This window comes from Halosimplex halophilum, from assembly GCF_004698125.1.
GTDB lineage: Archaea > Halobacteriota > Halobacteria > Halobacteriales > Haloarculaceae > Halosimplex > Halosimplex halophilum.
Genome location: NZ_SRHV01000005.1, coordinates 363,483 through 387,447 on the forward strand (window position 1 = coordinate 363,483; position 23,965 = coordinate 387,447).

Sequence of the window (23,965 nt, forward strand, 5' to 3'; positions counted from 1 at the left end):
TACGTTTCGAATCCAGAATTCGATAGTGTTATCTCAATCTTGCGGTCGTCAAGTGGAACGTGTAGTCGTTACTCGGGAGTCAGAGGACTGCATAAAATCCCATCCCTATGTTTCAAATACACACAAGCAAATACACACAACGATGGATCTTCTGGGACGGGTCAGATCTATGAATAGTAATGGATGTATTCTATCATCAGACAAAAATATATTATCAAGCTCACTCCGTCGTTTGGAGCACGGTCCTATTCGCCACTCGTACAATTTTTATTGGAACATCCGGCACGGTTCAGGAACTTCAATCCTTGACAAAGAGTGGGATAATCTTTTGCTATTAGATGCATGTCGCTATGATGAGTTCCGCCGTATCTCCCCTTTCCAACCTTCTATTATAGATAAGCGGATAACACTCGGCTCAAAGACACCTGAGTTCTTACAACGTACGTTTAGAAATATCCGCTTACACGATGTGGTGTATGTAACTGCAAACCCCCAAGTTCTGAAATTTTTGGCCAAAAACGAAGAAGGCGCACCGATTTTCTACGATACTATTTCCTTACTTGATGAGTGGGAGGCTGAAACACAGACAATCCCTCCAGAAACGGTTCGCAAAGCAGCTTTAGAAGCGGCCGAAACGTATCCCGACAAGCGGCTATTGATCCATTTTCTCCAGCCGCATGCACCGTTTCTCGGGAGAACAGCAAACGCAATCAAGCGCCGAACCGGAAAGACGATAGGTGGATTAGACCCAGGACGCGACTATACAGAGGTCAAACCCAGAGATATCGAGACGGCGTCATACCGGGACATGTTGCGGGAAGGTGTTACTCGTGAGGAGATCCGGTGTGCTTATCGGGAGACGCTTCAACTTGTAATTAATGAATGTCTTCCACTCATAGATACGCTCCCGGGGAAAACAGCCATCACGTCTGATCATGGAGAACTATTAGGTGACCCAATTTATCCTTTCGGCCGTGAGCGTTGGGAACACCCGAGCGGCTATCGAACAACTGAGTTATGTGTCGTTCCGTGGCTTAAATTCGGTGGTGAGAATCGGAAGCAGGTGATCTCAGAAGCGCCTAAACAGAGCAGTCCAGCTGACCGAGAAAAGATCGAGAAGCGACTCCGTTCTCTTGGATATAAATGAGTTGTGAAGAATTGCTATGTTAATTTTGACATTGATCTGTATCAGAGTTTGACTGTTTAAACACGAACACGTTTTCGGGTATTTCGGTTGTGACCTCTAGAGACAACTCATCGCGGATCGTCCGTACAGTCGCTTCGTCATACTCGTAGCCACGCTGATTGAATTTCTCGATCCAGTAGGATCGGGGTTGTTCATTAACGTGGTGTCTTCCACTTTGTCCTGGCGTAGCCGCGGTGAAAAACACGACAGGTGCCGCATCGGTAACTGTATCAACGAGTGTTTCGGAGTACGGCTCTGCAAGGTGTTCAGCGACTTCGATGCAAAGTGCCAAATCATACTCTTGAGCCGATGAATACGGATCGCGAAGATCAAACTGCTCAAGATGTTCTCGGGGCACGACCGCGTGCTCGAGTGCCTTTTCGCTACCTTCGACGCCGTAGATCGTCATGTCCTGATCGTGAAAATACTCTAGATGTTGGCCGATCGCACAACCGAAGTCTATCACTGAGTCCGGCTCGAATAATTCATCGAGTGTTACCGCGATTTGCTCGGCATCGGCATGCCACTCGTCGCTTTTCCGTTTAGCATAGTACTCCTCGCTGTAGACAGTATCTGGTGAAGTGATCCGGGACTTATCAGTATAAGTATAAAATCGGTTTTTTATTGCGCGAAGAACTTCTCGAAAAACCGATTGTAATCGCCACCGGATGAAGTTGAACGTTCCTTTCAGGAGAGATGTGATTCCTCCCATACGATATCGTTTCAATGCGCGCGTTAGCAATCTCATTGGAAATACTTCTTTGAATCTATTATTTATATCCAAGGGCTCGCAGTCCATGTTGAGTCGTGTGCTAGACCGGCGGAATTTGTTCTACGGGTGAGTGATCTGAGTCTGATCACGGACTGCGGGATGAGAGATCCGGGGTACAATACAGAGTTGCGGCGTCCAGACGCCCGATGAAGACCCCAACGGGGATAACCCACAGAACGAGTCGTCTATCCCAGAATTCACCGTGATCGGTCGTCAGGATGTCGTACCTTCTAGCGCATTGAACAGTTGCGCACACTCCTAACATACTATTTGGTGGGTTTACGGTAACTTGACGGATCGTCTTCGGTCTACACTAGTATCCTAGACGGATGGCTCAACGGAGTCTGAATTCTGGGAACAGCTTTGAGCGATGGGATACTACTAATACGTACGACACTCATTAGTTCGATGACGGAGGCGCTGGTTCGGTAACGGACGAAGTTCACCACTCGCTAGAACAGTATCCCGAGGAGTTGACTTCGGGTCGTTTCCGGTCGTACATACATGACGGCTATCACTAACACTGCTGGACAGATACTCCCTGACTGGGTGAAACCATTCCTCGTTCCGGTCTATAAACAAATTAGACACCTCTACTGGGCTGGCAGGTGTGTCTCTGGCATCAATTACTATACGTATCGTTTCGGAGATCGGACGGTTCAGGTGTACTATACCGTCGAATCAGCTGGTGCCTTTTCAGGATTGGTGCCGGATGGTATTGTCACAACGGAACAGATACCGCTTGACCTGTTGGAAGTGAACGAGCGGGTCAACGCGGTGATCGATGTCGGTGCACACTTCGGTACGTACACCGTTCTTTTTGAGCTGTTGAACAGGAAGATCGACGTATACGCTTTCGAACCGGACGATTACAACCGAGACGTGCTGAAACGCGTTGTTGAGGAAAACGAGTTCGACACTCATGTTCGGCCAGAGGTGGTCGCCGAAGAAACCAGCGTCGTCGACCTCTACACGAGTAACCGTGATGGATCTGAACGAAACTCCATATCAGCAATCGACGGGTTCGAAACTGTTGAAAAGCAAAGTGTTTCGCTGTCGGATTTTATCGAAGAACGCGGACTATCGTCCGTATTCGTCAAAATCGATGCCGAAGGAGCGGAACTCGATATCCTCCGCGATCTGCTGTCTGCCCCCAATGAATACGTAGCGGGTATAGTCGAAGTTCACCCTGAAAAGCTCTCGGAACCGCCAGAAGAGGTGATCCGGTTACTCGAATCAGCGTGTGATGACTACCAGTATATCGCCGAAACCTCCCCGAGTCATGTCGATAGCGATTCGATCGAGTTTGAACACAATCGGCCGATGTACTACTTCGTCCAGGGGGATACACAATGAGTCGTGGCGTACTCTACATGGCGGTCGGAGAACAATTCGTTCGGGAAGCGGTCCAATCGGCGGCGTCAGTCCGCAAACAGATGCCGACAGTCGATATCACACTGGCAACCGATTCAGAGGACTACGACCTGGATCCGTTCGATCGAGTGATCGAACTTGACCAGGCTAGCCAGGAAACTATCGAGGACCGCACGTGGTTGATAGACTCCACAATAGGTCCAGATCTGAGTCCGTACGAGAAGACGTTGTATCTGGATAGTGACACATACGTGTGCAACGATATCTCTGAATTGTTTGACCTGCTTGAACAGTACGACTTGGCGATAGCGAGAACTCCGGCCAAACCGCAGCTTTCGGATCTGCCAGAGCCGTGGCACCTCTATAATTGCGGTGTCATTGCTTATCGTGACACTACTGAGACGCGTGAACTGCTGAACGACTGGCAGCAACGTTACAGAGCGGAGTTGGCTGAACAGGACCGTCCGGTCGATCAGCCTGCGTTCGTTCGCGCACTATGGGACAGCGATGTCAGGTGGTTCACTCTACCACAGGAGTACAACGTACGGATCCCGAACAGAGGTGCTGTCGCAAACGAAGTCAAGATCGTCCACGGCCGCCATCCCGCCGGCCTTGAACAGGCGGCGGACGAACTGAACCGCCATTCTCGGCTCCGAACGTATCGGGAACACTCGTACAGCGGCAAACCGATATTCACCGTCAGAAACGTAGCAACGCTTCGGTATCGGATCGAGCGAAAGATCAGGCAAGAAGGGATCGTGGCAACACTTCGACGGGCACCGGGGTTTCTCGTCGAACGCCTACTTGGAACCGACTGATTACCGATCAGGGGCCGCTTCATGTGGATCACAGCCTCTGTGGATCCAGTTGATCGGACGAAGTATCCTGCCTATATCCGGATGATCTTTAATTAATCGTGAAACGGTCATGGGAAAGCTATTATTGGTGGCGTCATAGCACGGTTTCGAGCATCGTTTTGAGTACTTCTTCGCTGGGTTTACGGCGGACGTGTTGACGAAGTTGAACCGCTCTGAAGTAAGTGTGAGCTTGCCTTTTGAGACTTCTTGATGCGGCGAGAGCCACCGCCGTGCCAGCGACGCGTGGCTCTCGCAGGTGTTGACGTGAACATGTCCATCAACGTATTCCCCGTCGCCGTGGCGACAAATCGCGGTCAAACTCGTCGTTGACCTCTAGCGGGTCGTATGCCCGAAATTCGTATAGATCGTCATCGACTCCTGCTCAGTGTTGGTGAACAGGAACGAATAGTCGATTCCTCGGTGGATTTCGCTGGCAACACGTAGCAGTCGTTCGTTTCCCAATCAACCAGAACGAACACAGGCGGCTTGTCATCTATATTTTCCACGTCCGCGTGTCGACAGCCCACGCGAGCGCGACTGTCCGTCGCCCTCGCGGCCCTTGAGTCTGGTTTGACGTACAGTTCGTCAAGCTCAACCGGGCCATCTAACTGTGGCTTAGGCGCGTTCAGCGCTCGCAAGAAGCGCTGGACGCGCCGGTTCATCTCTTGGAGGAGATATCGGTTTCCACGTCCAGTTGCCAAAGACTGGTGTTGAACTGGATGTAGACAGCGAGAAACCACTTTCTGAGCGCGACCGAGGAATGCTTGAAGACCGTGCCAGTCTTGTCGTTGAATGTGCGGTCGCAATTCTTACAGCGATACCATTGAAACACCCGATAGCTTCGTCATGCCAGCGGATCTGTACCAGCAGATTTGTGGCGCGACGCTCCGAGACGAACAGCTTGAGTGGAATCATGCTTCGTCGGGTGGCGCGAACCCGTCACCCTTGTCCGCTACGACTTTCAGCTACTGCAAGCTGACCAACAATCTTCTACCCAAGTGCGCATCAGAACTATCATGGTGATATGAGACCAACCGAGATGCGTGTCGTCGGAACGGGACTTCGAGTCGTTCCATGAGGCCCTCGTTGAACAGGGGATCGTTGACCCAAACCCGTCGTCGATAGCGGGCCGTCTGGTCCAGCCGGTGTCGACGACGTGTGACCGTTTGCAAACGCGACTAAACATCTTGTTCGATACCGTCGACTTCGAGTCTAACCGGGTTCTGGATGTCGGCGCCGGGAGTGGTCTCTACAGCGCGTACGCGGCACACCGAGGGGCTAGCGAGGTGATCGCACTTGAACCCGAATTGGATGGGAGTGCCCAGGGGATGTTTGAGACGCTGCAGGCGGTTGCGGCCGAGTATCCGTCCATAGAGCCGGAGAAGACGACCTTTCAGGAATACAACGTGCCCGAAGATCGGTTTGATGTCGTCGTTCTACACAACGTGATCAATCACCTTGACGAGGAAGCGTGTGTCGACCTTCACCGGTCACAAGTGGCTAGAGAAACCTACCACGGAATCTTCGCTGAACTGCGGTCGGCGACGGCGCCGTCAGGAGACCTCGTCGTCGCCGATGTCACGCGCCGAAACGCGTGGGCAGATGTTGGACTCACGAATCCGTTCGCGGAGACGATCGAGTGGGAGAAACATCAGTCGCCGGCCCTCTGGAATCAGCTGCTTGCCGAGCACGGGTTCGTCAGACGGGATTTGAAGTGGGTATCTTATCTCTCTGCGTTAGGATCCGTCGGTCGGCGACTATTCTCGAACTATCCGGCCGCGTATCTCACCGGAAGCACGTTCGTTCTCCGGATGGAACGGGAAGCGTAGAGATATATGCTGGCTGGATCTATGCGGTGACGAATGACACGGGCGGTCTGTTTCGTCTCGCTTAAATCGTACGGCTACTTTAATCCTGATTCCGGATTTCAGGGCGGAGGTGCTGAACGCCAGATCTATCTTCTCAGCAAAGCACTGTCTGAATCCTTTGTCGTTCACGTGATCGTTGGCGATTTCGATCAGCCTGAGCGTGAACGGCGTGACGGCGTGATACTGCATCGAGCGTACCCGCTGCAAGACCGACAGAGTGTTCTGCAGCCGGTCAAACATTTGCTGCTACTGTGGGACGCGATGCGGCGGGCGGATGCCGATGTCTACGCGCACCGTGGATTCCTCCGAGCTGCTCCGTTCACATACTCCATGGCTCGGCTCCTCGGGTCGCGGTGGATGTTCAACCTCGCGAACGACTCGCATATCTCCGAGGAACCGGCGACGCTTCCTGCTCCCGTCCGGTTGCTCTACTGCCATGCAGTCCGTAACAGCGACGCGGTCGTCGCACAGACGGAGCGGCAGGCGCGCGGAATGCAGTCCGAGTACGGTGTCGAAGCGCACGTCGTTCCCAACGGCTATCCCACTGCGGAGGAGCCACCTGCTGTTGACGACCGGGACGGATTCCTGTGGGTCGGCCGTCTGGACGAGGATCAGAAGCGTCCGCATCTGCTGCTCGACATCGCCGAACGGCTCCCGTCGGAATCGTTCCGGGTCGCGGGACCTGCCGAGGGATACGGCGAGTACGCCCGGACCGTCGTCGACCGCGCGGAGTCGTTACCGAACGTAGAGTATCTCGGGGTTGTTCCGCCAGATGAGATCCACTCGGAGTACCGCCAGGCTCGCGCCGTGATCAGCACATCCGCCTACGAAGGGTTCCCCAATACGTTTCTGGAGGCGTGGCGTCAGGGAACGCCGGTGGTCAGTCTGTCCGTCGACCCGGAGAGATACTTACACACCGGCGAGGAAGCTATGACCGCGACGAACGATCTGGAGACGCTCGTCGACCGTTGTCGACGGCTCGCGTCTGACCCGGATTTCTGGTTGCGGCTCTCGCAGCACAGTCAAACTGGGTTCGAGGAGAACTACACGATAGATGCGGCCGCACGGAAGTACGCGGCCGCCATCGAGGCAGCACTGTCGACCCGATGACTCCTCGGCCGTTCGGCCTCTCCTCAGGGCCAGGTGTCGGTCTCCGAGCGATAGATCGTCTCGAGTTGTTCGACCGTGCGACAGATCTCGTACGACGGGGCGACGCGACGAGCGTTCTCGATCAGTCGTTGAGGGTCTTCGAGACACGACCGGACCGCTTCGACGACATCGTCGATGTCCGACCGTTCACACCGAACCCCGTTGCCGCCTCGAAGGTATTCAGTGAGGCTACTCTGTTCGCTGACCAGCGCCGGTGTGGCACACGAGAGCGATTCGATGAGCGTGTTCGGGCCCATTTCGTCGGCGTACAGACAGACGAACAGGTTCGCCCGGTTGTAGTATCTCGGTAGTTCGGCCCGCGGAACGAAGCCGTGGTATCTCGCGTCTATCGTCTCGAACCGAGGTTTCCGGTCCGGCGTTCCGCCAACAATATCGACGCGAAGGGACCGCTTCCCGTCGAGTCGCTCCAGTGCATCGACGAAGATCGAGTACCCCTTTCGGTCGGAGAGATCGCCGACGTAGAGCAGATCTGTCTCGCGTGGAACGCTCGCGTCCGGGGCAAATCGGGGATGGACGCCGGGTCGGAGCACCTCGATGGGGGTCGCGGCTCGAGCGGAGCGAACCATCGTCCTGTGGTAGTCGCTGAACGCCAGCAGGCGGTCGGGATCGGTCAGCCTGATCGACGCTCGGTTCGCGAGGTAGTTGAGTCGGTTTCGGAGGCGGTCCCCGGTCGAGTCCTCCCAGAGGTGGTTCGGTCGCGCGGGGAACCACCCGCCGACGTTCGGACCGCAGACGACCGGGATATCGAGTCGCTCTGCGACCGTTCGAGTGAGGGTCGACTCGACGGGGCGCGCCGTCAGTACGTGGACGAGATCCGGTCGGTAGGACAACAGCTGACGCAGGACCTTCGGGGCGGAGACGAGCGCCTCGACGTTGTGTGTTCGACTGGCCCAGAGGTCCTCGGCGTCTAATCCGAGCGCGGAGAGTGCTACCTCTCTGTCCTCCCGGATGAGTGAAAATATCCGCCAGTCGAATCCGGGCTGACACGTCTCGAGCCCCTCGAAAACGTCGTGCATCCGTCCGTATCGTCCCTCGTCGTCTTCGAACTGGAACACCGTGAGGTAAGCGACCCGCATGTGTCAGGCGTACCCGAGCTGTTCGAGGCGGTCGGTGACCACCTCGTCGGCGACCTCGGCCCGCGTTTCGGCCGGCGCTTCGCTGACGATCGTTCTCCGGTCGCCGTCGACAACGAGCCACGGGACTTCGACCAGTTGGTCGGTGTAGATACCCCGCGGATGTCCCCACTCTCGGATCGGGAACGGACGTGCGCGCTCGCCGACCATATTCCCGTGGTCGGCGCTGACGACTGACTTTCCGTCGAGCCCCTCCAGCAGTCGTTCGACGTGTGGTAGCGTCCGGTCGAGCGTGGACTGATACGCGCGCCAGACCTCGTCCGGGTCGGCCCCGAGTTCACCCGTCATCACCCGGTTCCAGAACCCCGCCTCGTCGGGGTCGAGAAACGAGTGGTCCACCGCGAACGACTCGTCTGCGTCGGTCAGAAACGGGTAGTGTGGCTGCATGTAATGGACGAGGTACCGCTTGTTCGGATACGTCTCGGCGGCTTCGAGCGCGCGGGCGGTCGTCGTCTCGGGGAGGACGGTCCCGTACCGCTCGTCCCACCCGTCTTCCATCCAGACGTGTTCGACCGCGTGAAACGAGGCGTTCAACCAGTCACGATGCCAGTACAGCTGTGGGTTCGCGGTGACGTAGACCGTGTCGTGCAGCGTTCTGTCCTGGACGTTCCCGCGGAGGAACTCCTGCGTACTGGACCCGCGTGAGCGACGGCTCTCGAGTCGTCCGGCCAGCTCCGACTGTCCGGAGAACATGTCGTATCGGCAGGCGTCGAGGAGAACCAGCGTATCCCAGTCTTCCGCGAACACGTCGACCCCAGCGGTATTGTACGCCCTTCGGTTCAGCCGCCGGTGATAGAGACGGTTCGCTTCGCGAAAAAGTAACGACGGCGTCCGGAGCGCTCGTTCGACCTGTGCCCGGGAATACATACGCCGATAGAGTACCCTCGTCGGTTTATATCCAACTCCCGTTCTCGTCCCGTACCGGAGACGCCGAACGACCCGCGACGCGGCCGAGACAGTCGACAGGTGCGGCGGAAAGCTACATACGAGTCGACCGACTATCGGTGGATCGTGTGTGACTCTCCGACTGCGGGCAGTTACCGGATTGGTCATCTGTGCGACCCGGTGAACGACGACGAGATCCGTCCCGGCGCGTCGTCCGGAACAGCAACCGCGCCACGGCGATGAACACGAAGGAGCCGCTGGATATCTGTTTCGTCTCGGCGCGCGCATACCGGTATCTGGATCCCGACAGCGACCGGCCTGCGGGGGGCGCCCAGCGTCAGCAGTATCTGATCGCCTCCGAACTCCGTGACCGTGGATACGAGGTCGGATTCGTCGTGGGGGATTTCGGCCAACCCGACGAGCAACTCGTCGAGGGCATACGCGTGTTCACGGGGTGCCCCCGTTCTCTCGACGGACCGAAAGGCGTTCCGGCGGCCTGGTGGCGACTGTATCAGGCGCTCAAGCGGGCAGATGCGAGTGTCTATTACGTCCGAGGCGCGCCGCGTCTCGCGACTGCGACCGCCCTTTGCTGTCGAATACTCGACCGTCGGTTCCTGTTTTGCGTCGCCAACGACGCCGACGTCGACCCGGACCAGCTGAAGGACCGGTATCGAGGGTTCGTTCGACGGGGGTATCGATGGGCCCTTCGGAGGGCCGATACGATCGTGGCCCAGTCGGAGGCGCAAGCTGATTCGCTCCGCGACGGCTTCGGCCGAGAGAGCTCCGTGATCCCGAACGGATACGATCTCCCGCCGGAATCGGCCGTGGTACCGCCGACGGACCGGGAGTTCGTCCTCTGGGTCGGTAGTAGCGACCCCGATCAGAAGCGTCCGGCGGCGTTCCTCGAACTCGCCCGCACGCTGTCCGAAACGGAGTTCGTGATGATCTCCCAGCCGGTTCCCGGGGTAGCGTACCACGACCAGCTCCGACGAGCGGCGGCCGACATCTCCAATCTCGACTTTCTCGGCGCCGTCCCGCCCGACGAGATCCATCGGTACTACCGACGCGCGTCGTTGCTCGTCAACACGTCGCGCAACGAGGGGTTTCCGAACACGTTCCTCGAAGCCTGGCGCTACGAGACTCCGATCGTCTCGCTCTCGTTCGACCTCGATGGACTGCTGTCGGCGTCCGAACCGGATCTAGGTCGGCTCGCCGGTGATGAGCGGGCGCTAGTTCGGATCGTCGAGCAACTCGTCTCGGACCCCGAAACGAGAGGGGAAATTGGGCGGTCGAGCCGGACGTACATGCGCGAACGCTACTCGCTCGATTCGGTCGTCGACGAGTACGAGCGGATCCTCTCCGCGTTTGTCGGCGAATAGCGGGCCTGCACTTGTTTTTATCAGTCTGCGCTGGAGGTACTGAAACGAATGACTGCTCAGCGAACCCGACGGCTCGGTGTCGGCGTCTTTCTCGCGGCCCTCGGGGCGCGTCTCGTCGGCGTCGGGATCACTCTCTTCACGTCACTGAATCCCTACGATGAGGCCGACGCCGGGAGTTTCGCCGCCAGTGCGGCCGAAACGGCAGCGGTACTCGCATCCGGGACCCTCCCACAGATCCCCACGAATCCGAACCGCGTCACCACGCTCTGGGGATTCTTTCTCTCGCCGCTGTGGTTGCTTCCGGGCCCCAACCGGCTGTACGGACGACTGTTCGTCGCCCTCCTCGGCGCACTCGCCGTCTACGGGCTCTATCGCCTCACCAGCGCGCTCCACTCCCGTGAGGCCGGCGTCGTCGCCGCGCTCCCGATCATCTGCTATCCGAGCTTCGTCTTCATCCATAGCACCGTCCTTCGGGAGTCGTTCGTCCTCGCGGGGCTCGTCTGGGCGACGGTGTTGCTGAGTGGTGCCGTGTCCGCCCCTGCGTGGATTCCGAACGATATCGGGCCGGGATGGGCCCCGGACGGAACTGCTCGACTCGTCGCGGGTCTGGCAGTTCTGGGCGTGATATCGATCGTCCGGTGGGAGAACCTGCCGCTGTACGGGCTCGCGATCGGGGCAGGCGTCGCGGTCGGATACCGCGATCTCCTCTCCCGGGTTCGACTCGCCGCCGCGACAGGTCTCAGTGCCCTCATTGCGCTCACGGTCGCCCGACCGACGGTTCGATCGGCGCTCGACTTCCTGGTCGTCAAGCGCCGCCGCCGGAGCCGTGGTCGGACGGTCTATCTCCCTGGATTCCTCCCGGACACGATCCCGAAAGCGGTCACGTTCGCACCCGTTGGCGCAATCTACTTCCTGTTCACGCCGTTCCCCTGGATGGTTGAGCAGGCGGCCGACGCCGTCGTGTTCGCCCAGGCGGTCGGCAACGTCGTCGCGGCGGGCTTCGCGGTCTTCGGCGTCCCGGTCCTGTGGCGACGCTCGAAGCGGACGACCGCTGCACTCGTCGCAGCGTTCGTCGTCGGGACGATGCTCTACGGGCTGGTCAACGCGAACGTCGGGGCGAACGTCCGACAGCGCCAGATGTTCCTCTGGGTGCTCTTCCTGTTCGCCGGCGTCGGCGTCGCCGAGCGCGTCGATCTCGCCGAGCGGTTCGAACGGCTTCACTGATCGCGCTGCCGACTCGCTCCGATCCGACCGACATCGTTAGGGGGCTGAGCGGACGTATGGCGAACGATGACTGTCGGACCGGTCGTTCGCGAGACTGGGTGTGCCCAGTCGCTCGGCCCGGTCCGGCTGGCGAAGTCTGGCACCGCCGACACGCTGCTGTTCGAGATGTCCATCGCGACGGGTGAGCAACAGTGACCCGTAACGTCGTCGTCGTGGTGATGGACACGGCCCGCTACCGGGACGTGTTCCCGGAGACCGAAACCGTCGCGCCGGAACTCGAATCGCTGGCCGCGGACGGCACGCGGTTCGACCGCGCGGTCGCGCCGGCGCCGTGGACGCTCCCGTCGCACGCGTCGCTGTTCACGGGCACCTACCCGTCGAAACACGGCGCCCACGCCGACCACAAATACCTCGACGACGACCGCCCGACGCTGGCCGAGGCGTTCGCGGGGGCGGGCTACGAGACCGTCGCCGTCTCGAACAACACCTGGATCAGCGACGAGTTCGGCTTCGCCCGGGGGTTCGAGCGCTTCCGCAAGACCTGGCAGTACCTCCAGGCCGACACCGACCTCGGGCCCGTCGCGCGCACCAACGAGGGCAGAGAGAAACTCCGGGCGCTCGCCCGGTCGCTGTTCGACGGCAACCCGCTTGTCAACGCGCTCAACGCGGTCTACGGGCAGTTCTTCCGCAAGCGCGAGGACAGCGGCGCGCGCAGGACGAACCGATGGGTCCGCGAGTGGCTCGCCGACCGCGGCGGCGACCGACCCTTCTTCCTGTTCGTCAACTACCTCGAACCCCACCTGGAGTACCGGCCGCCCCGCGAGACGACCGAGCGGTTCCTCCCGGACGGGACCAGTTACGAGGAGGCGATGGCCGTCCCGCAGGACGCGTGGTCGCACGTCGCGGGCGACCTCGACCTCGACGAGGAGGACTTCGCGGCGTTGCGCGCCCTCTACCGCGGCGAGATCGCCTACCTCGACGACCGGATCGCCGAACTTCGTGACGCGCTCGCGGCGGCCGGCGAGTGGGAAGACACGGTGTTCGTCGTCACGGGCGACCACGGGGAGAACATCGGCGACCACGGGCTGATGGACCACCAGTACGCGCTCTACGAGACGCTCCTTCACGTGCCCCTGGTCGTCCACGGCGGGCCGTTCGACGGGGGACGCGACGAGCGACTGGTGTCGCTGACCGACCTCGCACCGACGCTGCTCGACGCCGTCGACGTGGACGCGCCGGCGTTCCGCGACCAGGCACAGGGCGAGTCGCTGCTCGCCGACAGCAGCGGACAGCGAGAGCACGTCTTCGCCGAGTACCTCGCGCCTCAGCCGTCGATGGCGGCGCTGGCCGAGCGGGTGGACCGCCTCCCCGACGACGTGCGCCGGTACGACCGGTCGCTGCGCGCCGTCCGCGGCGACGACTGGAAGCTGATTCGCGGGTCCGACGGGTCGCGCGAGTGCTACCACCTCGCGACCGACCCCGACGAGACGGTGGACCTGCTCTCGACTGACGCCGACGGGACGGCCGGCGCGGATGGGGTAGCCGAGGCGGGTGGGACAGCCGAGGCGAACACGGCGGACGAGGAATCCGTCGACGCCACACGCCGGGCCGACTCCCTCGACGACGTACTCGACGACTGGCTCGCCTCCTTCGACCACGCCGACCCCGATGGCGACCCGGCGATGTCCGAGACGACGGCCCAGCGCCTCGAAGACCTCGGGTACCTGCAGGAGTGAACGCCTGATACGGCCGTCTCTGCCCTGATTCCGACAGCTCTCCCTGGGGAACCCAGCGACAGCACCGAACCCCGGGTGATGAAAAAACATATAACCTAGCGGAGTTACTCACAATCTGAGTAACCCATGACGATCCTCGTCACCGGCGCCGACGGCTACATCGGCTGGCCGACCGCCCTGCGCATCGCGAACCGGACGGACGACCGCGTGCTGCTCGTCGACAACTTCGCCCGCCGCGAGTGGGTCGAAGAGGTCGGCTCGAAGAGCGCGACGCCCATCGCGGGCATCGACCAGCGCCTCGACGCGGCCGAGGACGTGTTCGGCATCGGCAACATGTCCTTCGTCGAGGGCGACCTCGTCGAGAAGTCGTTCGTCGACGAACTGCTGGCGGTCCACGAACCCGACGTGGTGGTCCACGCGGCCGCCCAGCCCTCCGCGCCGTACTCGCAGATCAACGGCGAGCGGGCCAACTACACCCAGCACAACAACATGCAGGCGACGCGGAACCTGCTGTGGGGGCTGGACGAGCACGACCTCAACGACACTCACTTCATCGAGACGACGACGACGGGCGTCTACGGCGCGCCGGAGTTCCCCATCCCCGAGGGCGGCGCCGTGATGGAGAACGACGGCGAGCGCGACGAGGTGCCGTTCCCGGCGATGGCGGGCTCGTGGTACCACCTCACCAAGAGCCACGACGCGGCGAACATGCGGCTGGCCCACCAGCAGTTCGACATCCCCATCTCGGACGTGCGCACGGCCATCACGTACGGCACCGAGACCGAGGAGACCCGCGAGGACCCCCGCCTCAAGACGCGGTTCGACTTCGACTACTACTTCGGCACCGTCGCCCACCGCTTCGCCGCCCAGGCCGTCGCGGGCTACCCCGTCACCGTCTACGGCAAGGGCGAACAGCGCAAGCCGTTCATCTCCCTGGAGGACGCCGTCGAAGGCCTCGCGAACCTCGCGCTGCAGGACCACGAGGAGCGCCCGGACGACCTGACCGTCTACAACCAGGTGACCCGCGCCATCTCCATCGTCGAGATCGCCGAGACCATCGCGGGGGTCGGCGACGAGTTCGACCTCGACGTGGCCGTCGAGCACTTCGAGAACCCGCGCGACGAGGACGAGACCCACAAGATGGAGATCGAGAACGACCGCTACGCCGACCTCATCGGCGGCCAGGCCCAGGAGTTCGAGGGCGGCATCCGCGACGTGTTCGAGACGCTGACCCAGCACGCCGACACCATCGAGGCCCACGAGGACCGGTTCCTCCCGGGCGTCCTCGACGACTGGGACGAAGAGGAGTAACCCGTGGACGTGCTCGTCACCGGCGGGTGTGGCTACATCGGCAGCCACCTCGTCCCGAAACTCCAGGCCGACGACGACGTCGACCGGGTGGTCGTCCTCGACAGCCTCGTCTCCGGGTCGCCCCGGGCCCTGTTCGGCTGTTTCGACGACGGCCTGGACTTCCGCCGGGGCGACGTGCGCGAGTACGGCGATGTCGAGAGCGCGATGCGCGATGTCGACCGCGTGGTCCACCTCGCGGCTATCACGGGTGCGGCGAGCACCCACGACCGCCGCGAGGAGACGTTCGCCGTCAACTACGACGGCACCGAGAACGTCCTCACCGCCGCGGGCAAACTCGGCGTCGACCACGTCGTCTTCGCCTCCTCGTGCAACATCTACGGCCGCGCGACGAGCACGGACATCGACGAGACGGTCGACCCCGACCCGATCAACCCCTACGCCGAGACGAAATACGAGTCGGAGGACCTGCTCGCCGACTACTGCGCCGAGTACGACATGACCGGCACCGCCCTGCGGATGGCGACCAACTTCGGCTACTCGCCGGCGGTCCGGTTCAACCTCGTCGTCAACCACTTCGTCTTCCGCGCGGTGACGGGCCGCCCCCTCACGGTGTACGGCGACGGGTCGAACTGGCGGCCGTTCGTCCACGTCGACGACGCCGCCCGTGCCTACAAACACGCCGTCTGCGAGCCCGACGCGTGGGACGAGCCCGTCTACAACGTCGGGTCGAACGACGGCAACTACCGCATCGAGGAGATCGCCGAGGTTGTCCGCGACGAGGTCGGCCCCGTCGACATCACCTACCTCGAAGACGAACACCCCGGCCCCTCCTACCACGTCAACTTCGACCGGCTGGACGGGACTGGCTTCGAGACCGAACACTCCCTCCGCGAGGGCGTCCGCGACCTGGCCGCGCGGTTTCGGGATTCCGAGGTCGCCCCCGACTCCGGGATCGAAACCGCGAGCGAAGAGCGATGACCGACGGCGTCCGTGCTGAGGGTCCCGGTGGTCGTGGGGAAACTACCGATCGCGTACTGGCAGTTACGTCGGAACGAAACGGACGTAATGGCGGGTATGCGGTTCGACACCCGACCGTTCCTGATATCTACCACACAGGTAAACGGAAACACAGACTATGACAGACCAACGCACCGTCGCCGTCACAGGCGCGGCGGGATTCATCGGCAGTCGCGTCGTTCACGAACTACAGCAGGCCCACCCCGACTGGGAGATCACCGCGCTCGACAACTTCTACCTCGGTGACGTGCGCGAGATCGGGGACGTGACCGTCGAGCACGTCGACGTCCGCAACCGCGACCGGCTGGAGGACGCGCTCGACGGTGCGGACATCGTGATGCATCTCGCCGCCATCTCCGGCGTCGACGACTGCGAGGAGAACCAGGACCTCGCCTACGAGGTCAACGTCCAGGGGACGAACAACGTCGCGTGGTACTGCCGGAAGAGCGGCGCGGCGCTCGTCTTCCCGTTCTCGATGGCGGTACTCGGCGACCCCGTCGAGTTCCCGATCACCGTCGACCACCCCCGCGACCCGATGAACTGGTACGGCCGGTCGAAACTCCTCAACGAGCGCGCCATCGAGTCGTTCGCAGAAGGTGAGTTCCCGGCCCATCTCTTCCTCAAGTCGAATCTGTATGGAGAGCACGAGATCGAGGGAGACATCGTCTCGAAGGGGACGGTCATCAACTTCTTCGTCGGCCGCGCGAAGGACGGCGAGAACCTGACCGTCTACGAGCCCGGCGACCAGGCGCGCAACTACATCCACGTCAAGGACGTGGCCCGTGCGTACGTCCGGAGCGCCGAGCGCCTCGACGACCAGCTCGCCGCCGGCGAGACGGGCGTCGAGAAGTACGAGATCGCCAGCGACGAGGACCCCGGCATCACGACCGTCGCGGAGATCGTCCGTGACATCGCCGCCGAGGAGATCGACTTCGAACCGGAGATCGAACTGCTGGAGAACCCGCGCGACGAGACGCTCGTCAGCGAGTTCGAGGTTGACACGACCCGCGCCCGGGAAGAGCTGGGGTGGAGTGTCGAGCACTCCGTCGAGGAGAGCATCAGGGAACTGTTCCGCCAGTAGCTACCCCCTCGATCCAAGCGGTACTTCCTGCGCTAGCATCGATTCTCCACGATTCGCTGGAGATGTGCGGTCGTCCGCTCGACGGTCGTCTCCCAGTCGTAGCCATCTTCGACGACTGCACGCGGCGAGTACGTCTCCCTGTTCCCGGTGACCGCCATCAGCGCGTCCGCGAACCCCTCGATATCGCCGACAGGGACCGTCTCCCCGCCGCCGTCGACGACGCCGGTGAGCTGGTCGAGCGCGCTCGTGACGACGGGCACGCCGGTCGCCATCGCCTCAAGCACCGTGCGCGGTAGCCCTTCGGCCTCGCTCGGCAACACGAGCGCGTCGGCCGCCCGGTAGACCGACGGCATCGCATCGTACGGCAGGTGGCCCAGAAACTGGACCGCGTCGTCGAGACCCCTTTCGCCGACCTGTCGTTCGAGGTCCCCGCAGAGCGGGCCGTCGCCGCAGATCGTGAGCCCGGCCTCGGGCACCCGGTCACGCAGGCGATCGAAGGCCGCGAGCGCGTCGCCCGGTCGTTTCCCGTCGACGAGCCGACCCACAAAGAGGACTGCGGGATCGCCGACCACATCGTCACGGCGGGGGCCGTCCGAGGTGAACCGCGCCGTGTCGATCCCGTTGGCGACGACCTCGATCGGGGTCGAGACACCCAGCTCGCGGAGCCGGTCGCGGTCCTCGTCGGTGTAGCAGAAGGCCACGTCCGCGCTGTCGAACGTCCAGCGCCCGATCGTCCGGAGGTAGCCGTCGAAGACCCACTTCGGCGCTGTCTGGGAGTACAAGCCGTGGTTCGTGACCGCCAGCGGCGTGCCCGACAGCCGGCGGGCGAGCGCCGCGAGGTTCGTCGAGAAGTACAGGTGCGAGTGGGTGTGGACAACGTCGTATTCGCCGACGCGACGGAGGAACTGCGCGACGCCCGCGGAGACGGCGTTGCCGAGCGGCGCGGCGGTCGGCGGGAACCGGACGACCGTGTAGCCGTCGCGCTGCTCGACGTGGGGCCAGTCCCCGTCGGCGTCGGGCGCGACCGCCAGCACCGTCACGTCGTGGCCCATCGCGACCTGGTCGCGGCTCAGTGCGTGGACGTGGTAGGCGCCCCCGCCCGCCACGTCCGGGTAGACCTTCTGTGCGACCCGCAGGATCCGGAGCGAACGCGAGCGGTCGTCGGGACCTTCTGACTCGTCCTCTCCCTCGGACGTCCCCGACGCTGTGTCCGGTACCCTGCGACGGTCGCGCGTCATCGGGTGAGGTGACTCATCGGTCGGTGTTAGGCCGGACGGTTCGGACCGCGTCGGCGCCGACGTCCCACAGCTGACGGATCACGATCTTGAGGTCGAACCAGAACGACTGTCGGCGGATGTACTCCACGTCGTAGCGGAGCTTCTCCTCGGGGTCGTGGCCGGTCGCGTCGTTGATCTGCGCGAGACCGGTCAGGCCCGGCCGGACGAACCACCGCCGGCGCCACGTGTCGGCGGCCGTCTCCATCTCGGTGTCCAGCTCGGGTCGCTCCGGGCGCGGCCCGACGACGCTCATGTCGCCGACGAGGATCGACCACAGCTGGGGGATCTCGTCGAGGTGAGTCCGCCGGAGGAACCGACCGACCCGGGTGACTCTGGGGTCGACTTCCCCCGCGTCCTCCTCGCTCAGTTTCGGCCCGGACGCGGCCTCGGCGTCGGTCACCATGCTCCGGAACTTGTACACCGGGAAGCGGTCGCCGAACTCGGCGGTGCGCTCCTGGCTGTACAGGACCGGGCCGGGGCTGTCGAGTTTGACGGCGACGGCGACGGCGGCCATCACCGGCGCGAGGACGACCAGCCCCGTCGCGGCGAACCCGATGTCGAACGCCCGCTTGACGACGTAGTCCTGGGTGTCCCACGGTTCCAGGTCGATGTCGAGGAGTTCGCGCTCGGAGACGCCGCTGGTCAGCACGCTGTCGGCGTGGTCGCGGTGGACCTTCGCGACGACGCCGTGCTCGTAACAGGTGTCGAGCGTGCCGAAGAACTCCATGCGGTCGGCGTCCCCGAACGCGAGTACGGCCGTGTCCACGTCGTAGGCGACGAGGACTTCCTCCAGCCGGGAGAGCCCGCCGAGACACTCCAGTTCCGCCAGGGGGTCGGCCTCGACGACGACGCCGCCGTCGGTGTAGCCGGCCTGATCCGGGGACGGCTCGCCGTCCCGCCCCGCGAACGGCGAGACGTAGCCGACCACGTCGAGGTCGGTCGTCGCGAGCACGTCGCCCATCGCCTCGGGGTCGTCGCCGACGAGGACGGCCCGTTCGGTGCCTGGCGGCCGCCGCCGGATCGCCGCCATCGCCACCGGGAGGACGACGAAGAGCAGGCCGGTCACGATCATCAGCGTCGACCGCGGGAGCTTGTAGGTGTAGTTGTAGTAGCCAAGGGCGGCGAGGCCGACCATCGCCAGCAGGACCCGCTTCTGGGTCAGGAGGATGGTGTCGAGGATCCGCCGCGGCCGCGGCTTGAACACGGGCCACATCGCCGCGGCTACGACGCCGACCGTCGTCGCGATGGCGACCGTGAACTGCCCGCCCGCGAGCACCGCCGGCGCCGGCCCCCCGAAGTACGGGACCAGCGCGAACAGGTTCTGGACGAACGGGTGGTTCGCGACGAGGACGGCGACGAGCGTCAGGGCCAGCGTCGCCCCCACGCTCGCGACCCGGTACTGCCACCGCGAGTTCATCACTCCCGATTCAGTAGCCCGTCATATAAGGTCTATGCCACGATTATCGCTGCTGAGTCTCTCAGCGACGGATCCCGCCCGGCGACCACCTCCCCGACAGACCGGCGCGCCCGCGAATCGCTTTCTGTCGGTCGGCGCCGCCACCCGGTGCGCGTGCCGGCGGGCACCGCGCTGTCGGTAGGTTTTAAACACGGCCTACCGTCCGTTCGAGACATGTCCGAGGTTCGCGAGGCGACGGCCGACCTCGTGGAATCCCGCCCCGCCGCCGAAGACGCCCTCCGAGATATCCTCGCGGCCGACGAGTCCGGTCCGTGGTCGTTCGACGATGTCGCCGTCGACTCCGGCACGTTCGGCGAGATCGTCGCCGCCGGGATCGTCGAGGAGGTCGACGACGGGTACCGCGTCGCCGACCCCGACGCCGTCCGCGGGGCGCTCGACGGATCGCCGGGCGAGTCACAGTCCGGGGGCGGCGGCGCGTCGCTTACCGGGCGCGCCGCGGCTCTCCGACCGGCCTCCGTCGACCGGCGGGCGGTCGCCGCCCTCGCCGTCGCCCTGCTCGCCGTCGCCGTCGTTCGCGTCGCCCTGCCGATGGGCGCGGTGTTCCGGAACGGCGACATCGTCCTCAGCGGCAACGACCCGTACCTCTACCGCTACTGGGGCGAACAGCTTCTGGAGCGTCCGGCCCCGGCGCTGGACCCGACGGCGCTCGGGTCGCTCCCGTCCTCGGTGGCGACCCACGACGTGGCGATGGTCGTCGCGGTCTGGTGGACGGCCGCGCTGTTCGGCGGGACCCCCGAGACGGTCGGCCTCGTCCTCGCGTGGTACCCGGTCGCCGCCGGCGTGGTCAGCGCCGCCCTCGTCTACCTGGTCACGGTGTCGGTCAGCGCCGACCGGCGTGCGGGCCTCGCCGCCGTCGCCCTGCTGGCGGTCACGCCGGTCCACGCCTTCCGCACGTCGCTCGGCTTCGGCGACCACCACGCCTTCGACTACGTCTGGCTCGCGGTCGCCGCCTACGCCCTCGTGCTGGTCGCCCGCGAACGGATCGACCGCGACGGGCCGCGTCTGGGCGTCTCCGCGACCGGGTGGGCCGCCGTCGCGGCGCTCTCGACCGCGGTGACCGTTCAGGTGACCGCCTGGCGCGGCGGCCCGCTGCTGGTCGCGCCGCTGGGGCTGTACGCGCTGGCACGGTCGCTCGCGGACGTGCGAGCCGACCGCTCTCCCCTGTCGGGATCCGGCCCGCTGCTGGTCGCCCTCGCCGGGAGCGCCGCGCTGACGCTCGCGTTGCACGCGCTGTACGGCTGGCTGGAGCTGTATCGCGCGCTGGCGCCCGCGCTGCTGGCGGTCGGGAGCGCGTTCGTCGTCGCCGCGGGCGAGCTCGCTCACCGCCGGGACCTCGCGGCGCGCCGCGCGGCGGCCGCGGAAGTGGGCGTCGGCCTCGCCGTCACCGCGGTCGCCTGGGTCGCCGTCCCCGCGGTCTCCGAGGGGGTCGGCGAGTTCCTCGCCTACATGCGGGAGTTCGGCGGGAGCGGCATCGCCGAGACCGCCTCGCTGTTCTCGGGTGCGCAGGGCTCGCTGTTCGCGCCGCTGCTGCTGTTCGGGTTCGTCGCCGTCGTCGCGCTCCCGGTGCTGGCGTGGGCGCCTGTCGTCGGCTACCGCGAGGACCGCCCGGCGTGGCTCGCCCTCGGCGCGTACGGCTGGTACCTCTTCGCGCTCGCCGTCGTCCAGATCCGCTTCGCCGGCCAGCTCTCGCTGTTCACCGCCGTCTTCGGCGGCGTCGGCTTCGTCCGGCTGGCCGCCTGGGTCGATATCGCCGAACCGTCGACCGCCCTCTCCGGGTCGCCCGCCGCGGCGATCCGGGGGCTCGGCTCCCCCGACCTCCGGACGGTCGGCTACGTGGCCGTCCTCTTCCTGCTGGTCGGGAGCCTCGGGATGGTCCAGTCGCCGGTCAAGATCAGCCAGGTCACGACCGACGACGCCACCTACGGGACGGCCGCGTCGATCGACGACCACGCCGCCGCCCACGACCGGACGTTCCCGCGGAACTACGTGTTCAGCCAGTGGGGGCGCAACCGCGTCTACAACTACTTCGTCAACGGACGGGCGTTCTCCTACGGCTTCGCGCTCGCGGAGTACGAGTCGTTCGTCTCCGCGACCGACCCCGGCGACGCCCGCGCCGCGCTCAGCGGCCGCGAGGGCTACGTCGTGACCGCCCCGGCCGCCTCCCTGTCGGACTCGACGATGCAGGCGCGCCTGCACAGACAGTTCGGGAGCCGCTCGGGGTCGGTCGCGGGACTGGGACACTACCGGCTGATCCACGACGCCGGCGAGGGCGAGCAGAAGGCCTTCGCCGTCGTCGACGGCGCCCGCGTCGTGGGGGCCGGACCCGCGAACGCGTCGGTGACGCTCTCGGTCCCGGTCACCGTCGGGAACACCTCGTTCACCTACGAGCGGCGGGTCCGGACCGGGCCGACGGGCGACGTGACCCTGCGAGTCCCCTACGAGGGGACCTACGACCTGCCGCTGGGCAACAGTTCGGTGACGGCGGCCATGGTCCGGGAGGGCGCCCAGCCCGGCCAGTATCTGGCCCACTGGGCGTTCGAGTCCGCCGGGACCGGCACCGCCGTCGACCGGATCGGGGGTCACAACGGGACCGTCGACGGTGCGACCCCCGTCGCCGGGCCGCGCGGCTCCGCGCTGTCGTTCGACGCCGCCGACGGGGAGTTCGTGAACCTCGGGCCCGACGCGGTCGACCTCAGCGGGCGCGAGGCGTTCACCACCTGTTCGTGGGCGCGGGTCGACGACCCCGGGGGGCCGGGCAACCACGACGTGCTCCACCTCGGCACCTACGAGGTCGTGTTGAGCTACGACTCCGCCAACGAGCGGTGGATCTCGTATTTCCACAACGGGACCGAACCGAACGTGGTCCGGGCGAACGCGACCGGCTCCGGGGAGTGGAGCCACGTCTGCGGGCGCTACGACGGCGAGGCGCTGTCGCTCTGGGTCGACGGCGAGCGCGCCGGGAGCGTGGCCGCGAGCGGGGCCGTCCGGGACAGCGGCGGCGTCGACGCGATCGGCGGGACCGGACGCCGCGACCGCTTCTTCGACGGCGCGGTCGACGACGTCCACGTCTACGAGCGCGCCCTCGCCCCCTCGGAGATCCGGACGCTGTACGGCTACGGTGCGAACGAAACCGGCCGGTAGCCGACGCCGACTCGCTCGCGGCCGCGTCGTCGCTTTGCAGCGTGTTGCGCGCTCCGGGCAGCCTGTACTCCCGTGACCGGCTCGGCGTTCGCCGAATCGCGCTTTTTTTATCCGGGTGCGTACAGCACAGCGTATGGACACCGACCCGGAGCCGGCGGCCCGTCCGGTCTCCGGGTATCAGGTCGACCTCGTCGGGGCCGCGGTCTACACCGTGGTCGCGGTCGCGGTCGCCCTCGTGCCCGGGCTCGACGAGACGGCGCTTCGACCGGTCATCGCCGTCGGCTTCGGGCTGTTCCTCCCGGGATACGCGTTCGTCGCCGGGCTGTTCCCGGCCGGAGGGACGGTCTCACTCACGGCTCGGCTCGTGTTCTCTCTCGCGGCGAGCCTCGCGCTCCTCCCGCTGGTCGGCGTCGCCCTCCACGTCTCGCCGTTCGCGATCACGGGCGCGTCGGCCCTGATCGCGACGGTCGCGCTGACGCTCGCGTCGCTGGCGGTCGCGAACCGCCGCCGGGAGGCGCTCCCGCCCGACGAGCGGTTCCGGCTCGGCCCGGCCCTGCCCTTCGACCCGACCGCCCTCCTGGCCAGCGAGGGCCGCGCCGAGTCGCTGGTCAACGGGCTGGTCCTCGTGAGCCTCCTCGTCGCCGCCGTCAGCGTCTCGGCGGCCGTCACCGTCCAGCCGCCCGCGGAGCGCTACACCGAGTTCGCCGTGCTCGGGGAGAACGAGACCGGCGACCCCAGCGCGACGGCCTACCCGCGGTGGATCGACGAGGAGGACGGCGCGCCCGTCTACGTCTCGCTCGGCAACCACCACCAGCGCGCGATGGACTACACGGTGGTCGTCACGCTGTCCGAGGACGCCTCCGGGTCCGGCGAAACGATCGACCGGTTCGGCGTCGAACTGGCGCCGGGCGAGCGAACGCAACTCCGACGGACGCTCTCGCCGCCGACGACCGGGAGGGACCTGCGGCTCACGTTCCTGCTGTACCGCGGCGACCCGCCGGCCGACCCCTCCCGGTCGACGGCCCGGCAGGACCTCCAGCTCGTCGTCGACGTGTACTGAGGGGCCGTGACTCCGCC

The 23,965-nt window shown here is 64.2% G+C and carries 19 protein-coding genes and 1 pseudogene; 14 read left to right on the plus strand and 6 right to left on the minus strand.

Annotation, left to right across the window (positions count from 1 at the left end; all coding sequences use genetic code 11):
* Nucleotides 1–142: 142 nt before the first annotated feature.
* Nucleotides 143–1,147: a hypothetical protein gene (locus E3328_RS18210; protein ID WP_135366059.1), complete on the plus strand. Its 1,005-nt coding sequence runs from the start codon at nucleotides 143–145 to the stop codon at nucleotides 1,145–1,147.
* 19 nt (nucleotides 1,148–1,166) lie between these two features.
* On the opposite strand, the gene E3328_RS18215 is transcribed toward E3328_RS18210, so the two are convergent.
* Nucleotides 1,167–1,898 (minus strand): class I SAM-dependent methyltransferase, encoded by a 732-nt coding sequence (locus E3328_RS18215; protein ID WP_167837461.1) that lies wholly within the window; start codon nucleotides 1,896–1,898, stop codon nucleotides 1,167–1,169.
* A gap of 564 nt (nucleotides 1,899–2,462) precedes the next feature.
* On the opposite strand from E3328_RS18215, the gene E3328_RS18220 reads away from it, so the two are divergent.
* The gene (locus tag E3328_RS18220) at nucleotides 2,463–3,314 is read left to right on the plus strand and encodes an FkbM family methyltransferase (RefSeq protein ID WP_135366061.1); all 852 of its coding nucleotides are present in this window, start codon (nucleotides 2,463–2,465) and stop codon (nucleotides 3,312–3,314) included.
* A complete protein-coding gene (locus E3328_RS18225; protein ID WP_167837462.1) occupies nucleotides 3,311–4,150 on the plus strand; it encodes a glycosyltransferase family protein in 840 nt (279 codons plus the stop codon). Before E3328_RS18220 ends, E3328_RS18225 begins: the two co-directional genes overlap by 4 nt.
* 133 nt (nucleotides 4,151–4,283) lie before the next feature.
* Here the strand turns inward: E3328_RS18225 and E3328_RS18230 are convergent.
* A pseudogene (locus tag E3328_RS18230) lies at nucleotides 4,284–5,104 on the minus strand (IS1595 family transposase).
* 128 nt (nucleotides 5,105–5,232) lie between these two features.
* Between E3328_RS18230 and E3328_RS18235 the strand changes: the two are divergent.
* Both E3328_RS18235 and E3328_RS18240 read left to right on the plus strand, forming a co-directional pair.
* Nucleotides 5,233–6,018 (plus strand): class I SAM-dependent methyltransferase, encoded by a 786-nt coding sequence (locus tag E3328_RS18235; RefSeq protein WP_135366063.1) that lies wholly within the window; start codon nucleotides 5,233–5,235, stop codon nucleotides 6,016–6,018.
* A 33-nt stretch (nucleotides 6,019–6,051) separates the two neighbouring features.
* On the plus strand, nucleotides 6,052–7,167 hold the full coding sequence (locus tag E3328_RS18240; protein ID WP_135366064.1) for a glycosyltransferase family 4 protein: 1,116 nt from the start codon (nucleotides 6,052–6,054) through the stop codon (nucleotides 7,165–7,167).
* A gap of 23 nt (nucleotides 7,168–7,190) precedes the next feature.
* On the opposite strand, the gene E3328_RS18245 is transcribed toward E3328_RS18240, so the two are convergent.
* Both E3328_RS18245 and E3328_RS18250 read right to left on the minus strand, forming a co-directional pair.
* Nucleotides 7,191–8,282 (minus strand): glycosyltransferase family 4 protein, encoded by a 1,092-nt coding sequence (locus E3328_RS18245; RefSeq protein WP_167837463.1) that lies wholly within the window; start codon nucleotides 8,280–8,282, stop codon nucleotides 7,191–7,193.
* Nucleotides 8,283–8,306: 24 nt separating this feature from the next.
* Nucleotides 8,307–9,413, minus strand: a complete 1,107-nt coding sequence (locus E3328_RS18250; RefSeq protein ID WP_246023053.1) for an alkaline phosphatase family protein — start codon at nucleotides 9,411–9,413, stop codon at nucleotides 8,307–8,309.
* A gap of 71 nt (nucleotides 9,414–9,484) precedes the next feature.
* On the opposite strand from E3328_RS18250, the gene E3328_RS18255 reads away from it, so the two are divergent.
* The 7 genes from E3328_RS18255 (at nucleotide 9,485) to E3328_RS18280 (ending at nucleotide 16,993) form a co-directional block, all read left to right on the plus strand.
* A complete protein-coding gene (locus E3328_RS18255; RefSeq protein WP_135366066.1) occupies nucleotides 9,485–10,624 on the plus strand; it encodes a glycosyltransferase family 4 protein in 1,140 nt (379 codons plus the stop codon).
* Nucleotides 10,625–10,672: 48 nt separating this feature from the next.
* The gene (locus E3328_RS18260; protein WP_135366067.1) at nucleotides 10,673–11,848 is read left to right on the plus strand and encodes a hypothetical protein; all 1,176 of its coding nucleotides are present in this window, start codon (nucleotides 10,673–10,675) and stop codon (nucleotides 11,846–11,848) included.
* A gap of 66 nt (nucleotides 11,849–11,914) precedes the next feature.
* The gene (locus E3328_RS22765) at nucleotides 11,915–12,043 is read left to right on the plus strand and encodes a hypothetical protein (RefSeq protein ID WP_281275813.1); all 129 of its coding nucleotides are present in this window, start codon (nucleotides 11,915–11,917) and stop codon (nucleotides 12,041–12,043) included.
* Complete coding sequence (locus tag E3328_RS18265) at nucleotides 12,040–13,584, plus strand: sulfatase (protein WP_135366068.1); 1,545 nt, start codon at nucleotides 12,040–12,042, stop codon at nucleotides 13,582–13,584. The genes E3328_RS22765 and E3328_RS18265 overlap by 4 nt, the downstream gene beginning before the upstream one ends.
* A 126-nt stretch (nucleotides 13,585–13,710) precedes the next feature.
* Nucleotides 13,711–14,895: an NAD-dependent epimerase/dehydratase family protein gene (locus E3328_RS18270; protein ID WP_135366069.1), complete on the plus strand. Its 1,185-nt coding sequence runs from the start codon at nucleotides 13,711–13,713 to the stop codon at nucleotides 14,893–14,895.
* A 3-nt stretch (nucleotides 14,896–14,898) separates the two neighbouring features.
* Nucleotides 14,899–15,873 (plus strand): NAD-dependent epimerase/dehydratase family protein, encoded by a 975-nt coding sequence (locus E3328_RS18275; RefSeq protein ID WP_135366070.1) that lies wholly within the window; start codon nucleotides 14,899–14,901, stop codon nucleotides 15,871–15,873.
* A gap of 157 nt (nucleotides 15,874–16,030) precedes the next feature.
* A complete protein-coding gene (locus tag E3328_RS18280; protein WP_135366071.1) occupies nucleotides 16,031–16,993 on the plus strand; it encodes an NAD-dependent epimerase/dehydratase family protein in 963 nt (320 codons plus the stop codon).
* A 32-nt stretch (nucleotides 16,994–17,025) separates the two neighbouring features.
* Here the strand turns inward: E3328_RS18280 and E3328_RS18285 are convergent, their stop codons facing one another.
* Both E3328_RS18285 and E3328_RS18290 read right to left on the minus strand, forming a co-directional pair.
* Nucleotides 17,026–18,231, minus strand: coding sequence for a glycosyltransferase family 4 protein (locus tag E3328_RS18285; protein WP_135366072.1), 1,206 nt, complete (start codon nucleotides 18,229–18,231; stop codon nucleotides 17,026–17,028).
* Between the two features lie 13 nt (nucleotides 18,232–18,244).
* On the minus strand, nucleotides 18,245–19,687 hold the full coding sequence (locus E3328_RS18290) for a sugar transferase (protein WP_135366073.1): 1,443 nt from the start codon (nucleotides 19,685–19,687) through the stop codon (nucleotides 18,245–18,247).
* A gap of 213 nt (nucleotides 19,688–19,900) precedes the next feature.
* Here E3328_RS18290 and E3328_RS18295 point away from each other — a divergent pair, with 213 nt between their 5' ends.
* Both E3328_RS18295 and E3328_RS18300 read left to right on the plus strand, forming a co-directional pair.
* Nucleotides 19,901–22,888: a LamG-like jellyroll fold domain-containing protein gene (locus tag E3328_RS18295; protein WP_135366074.1), complete on the plus strand. Its 2,988-nt coding sequence runs from the start codon at nucleotides 19,901–19,903 to the stop codon at nucleotides 22,886–22,888.
* A 133-nt stretch (nucleotides 22,889–23,021) separates the two neighbouring features.
* Nucleotides 23,022–23,948: a DUF1616 domain-containing protein gene (locus E3328_RS18300; RefSeq protein ID WP_135366075.1), complete on the plus strand. Its 927-nt coding sequence runs from the start codon at nucleotides 23,022–23,024 to the stop codon at nucleotides 23,946–23,948.
* Nucleotides 23,949–23,965 lie beyond the last annotated feature (17 nt).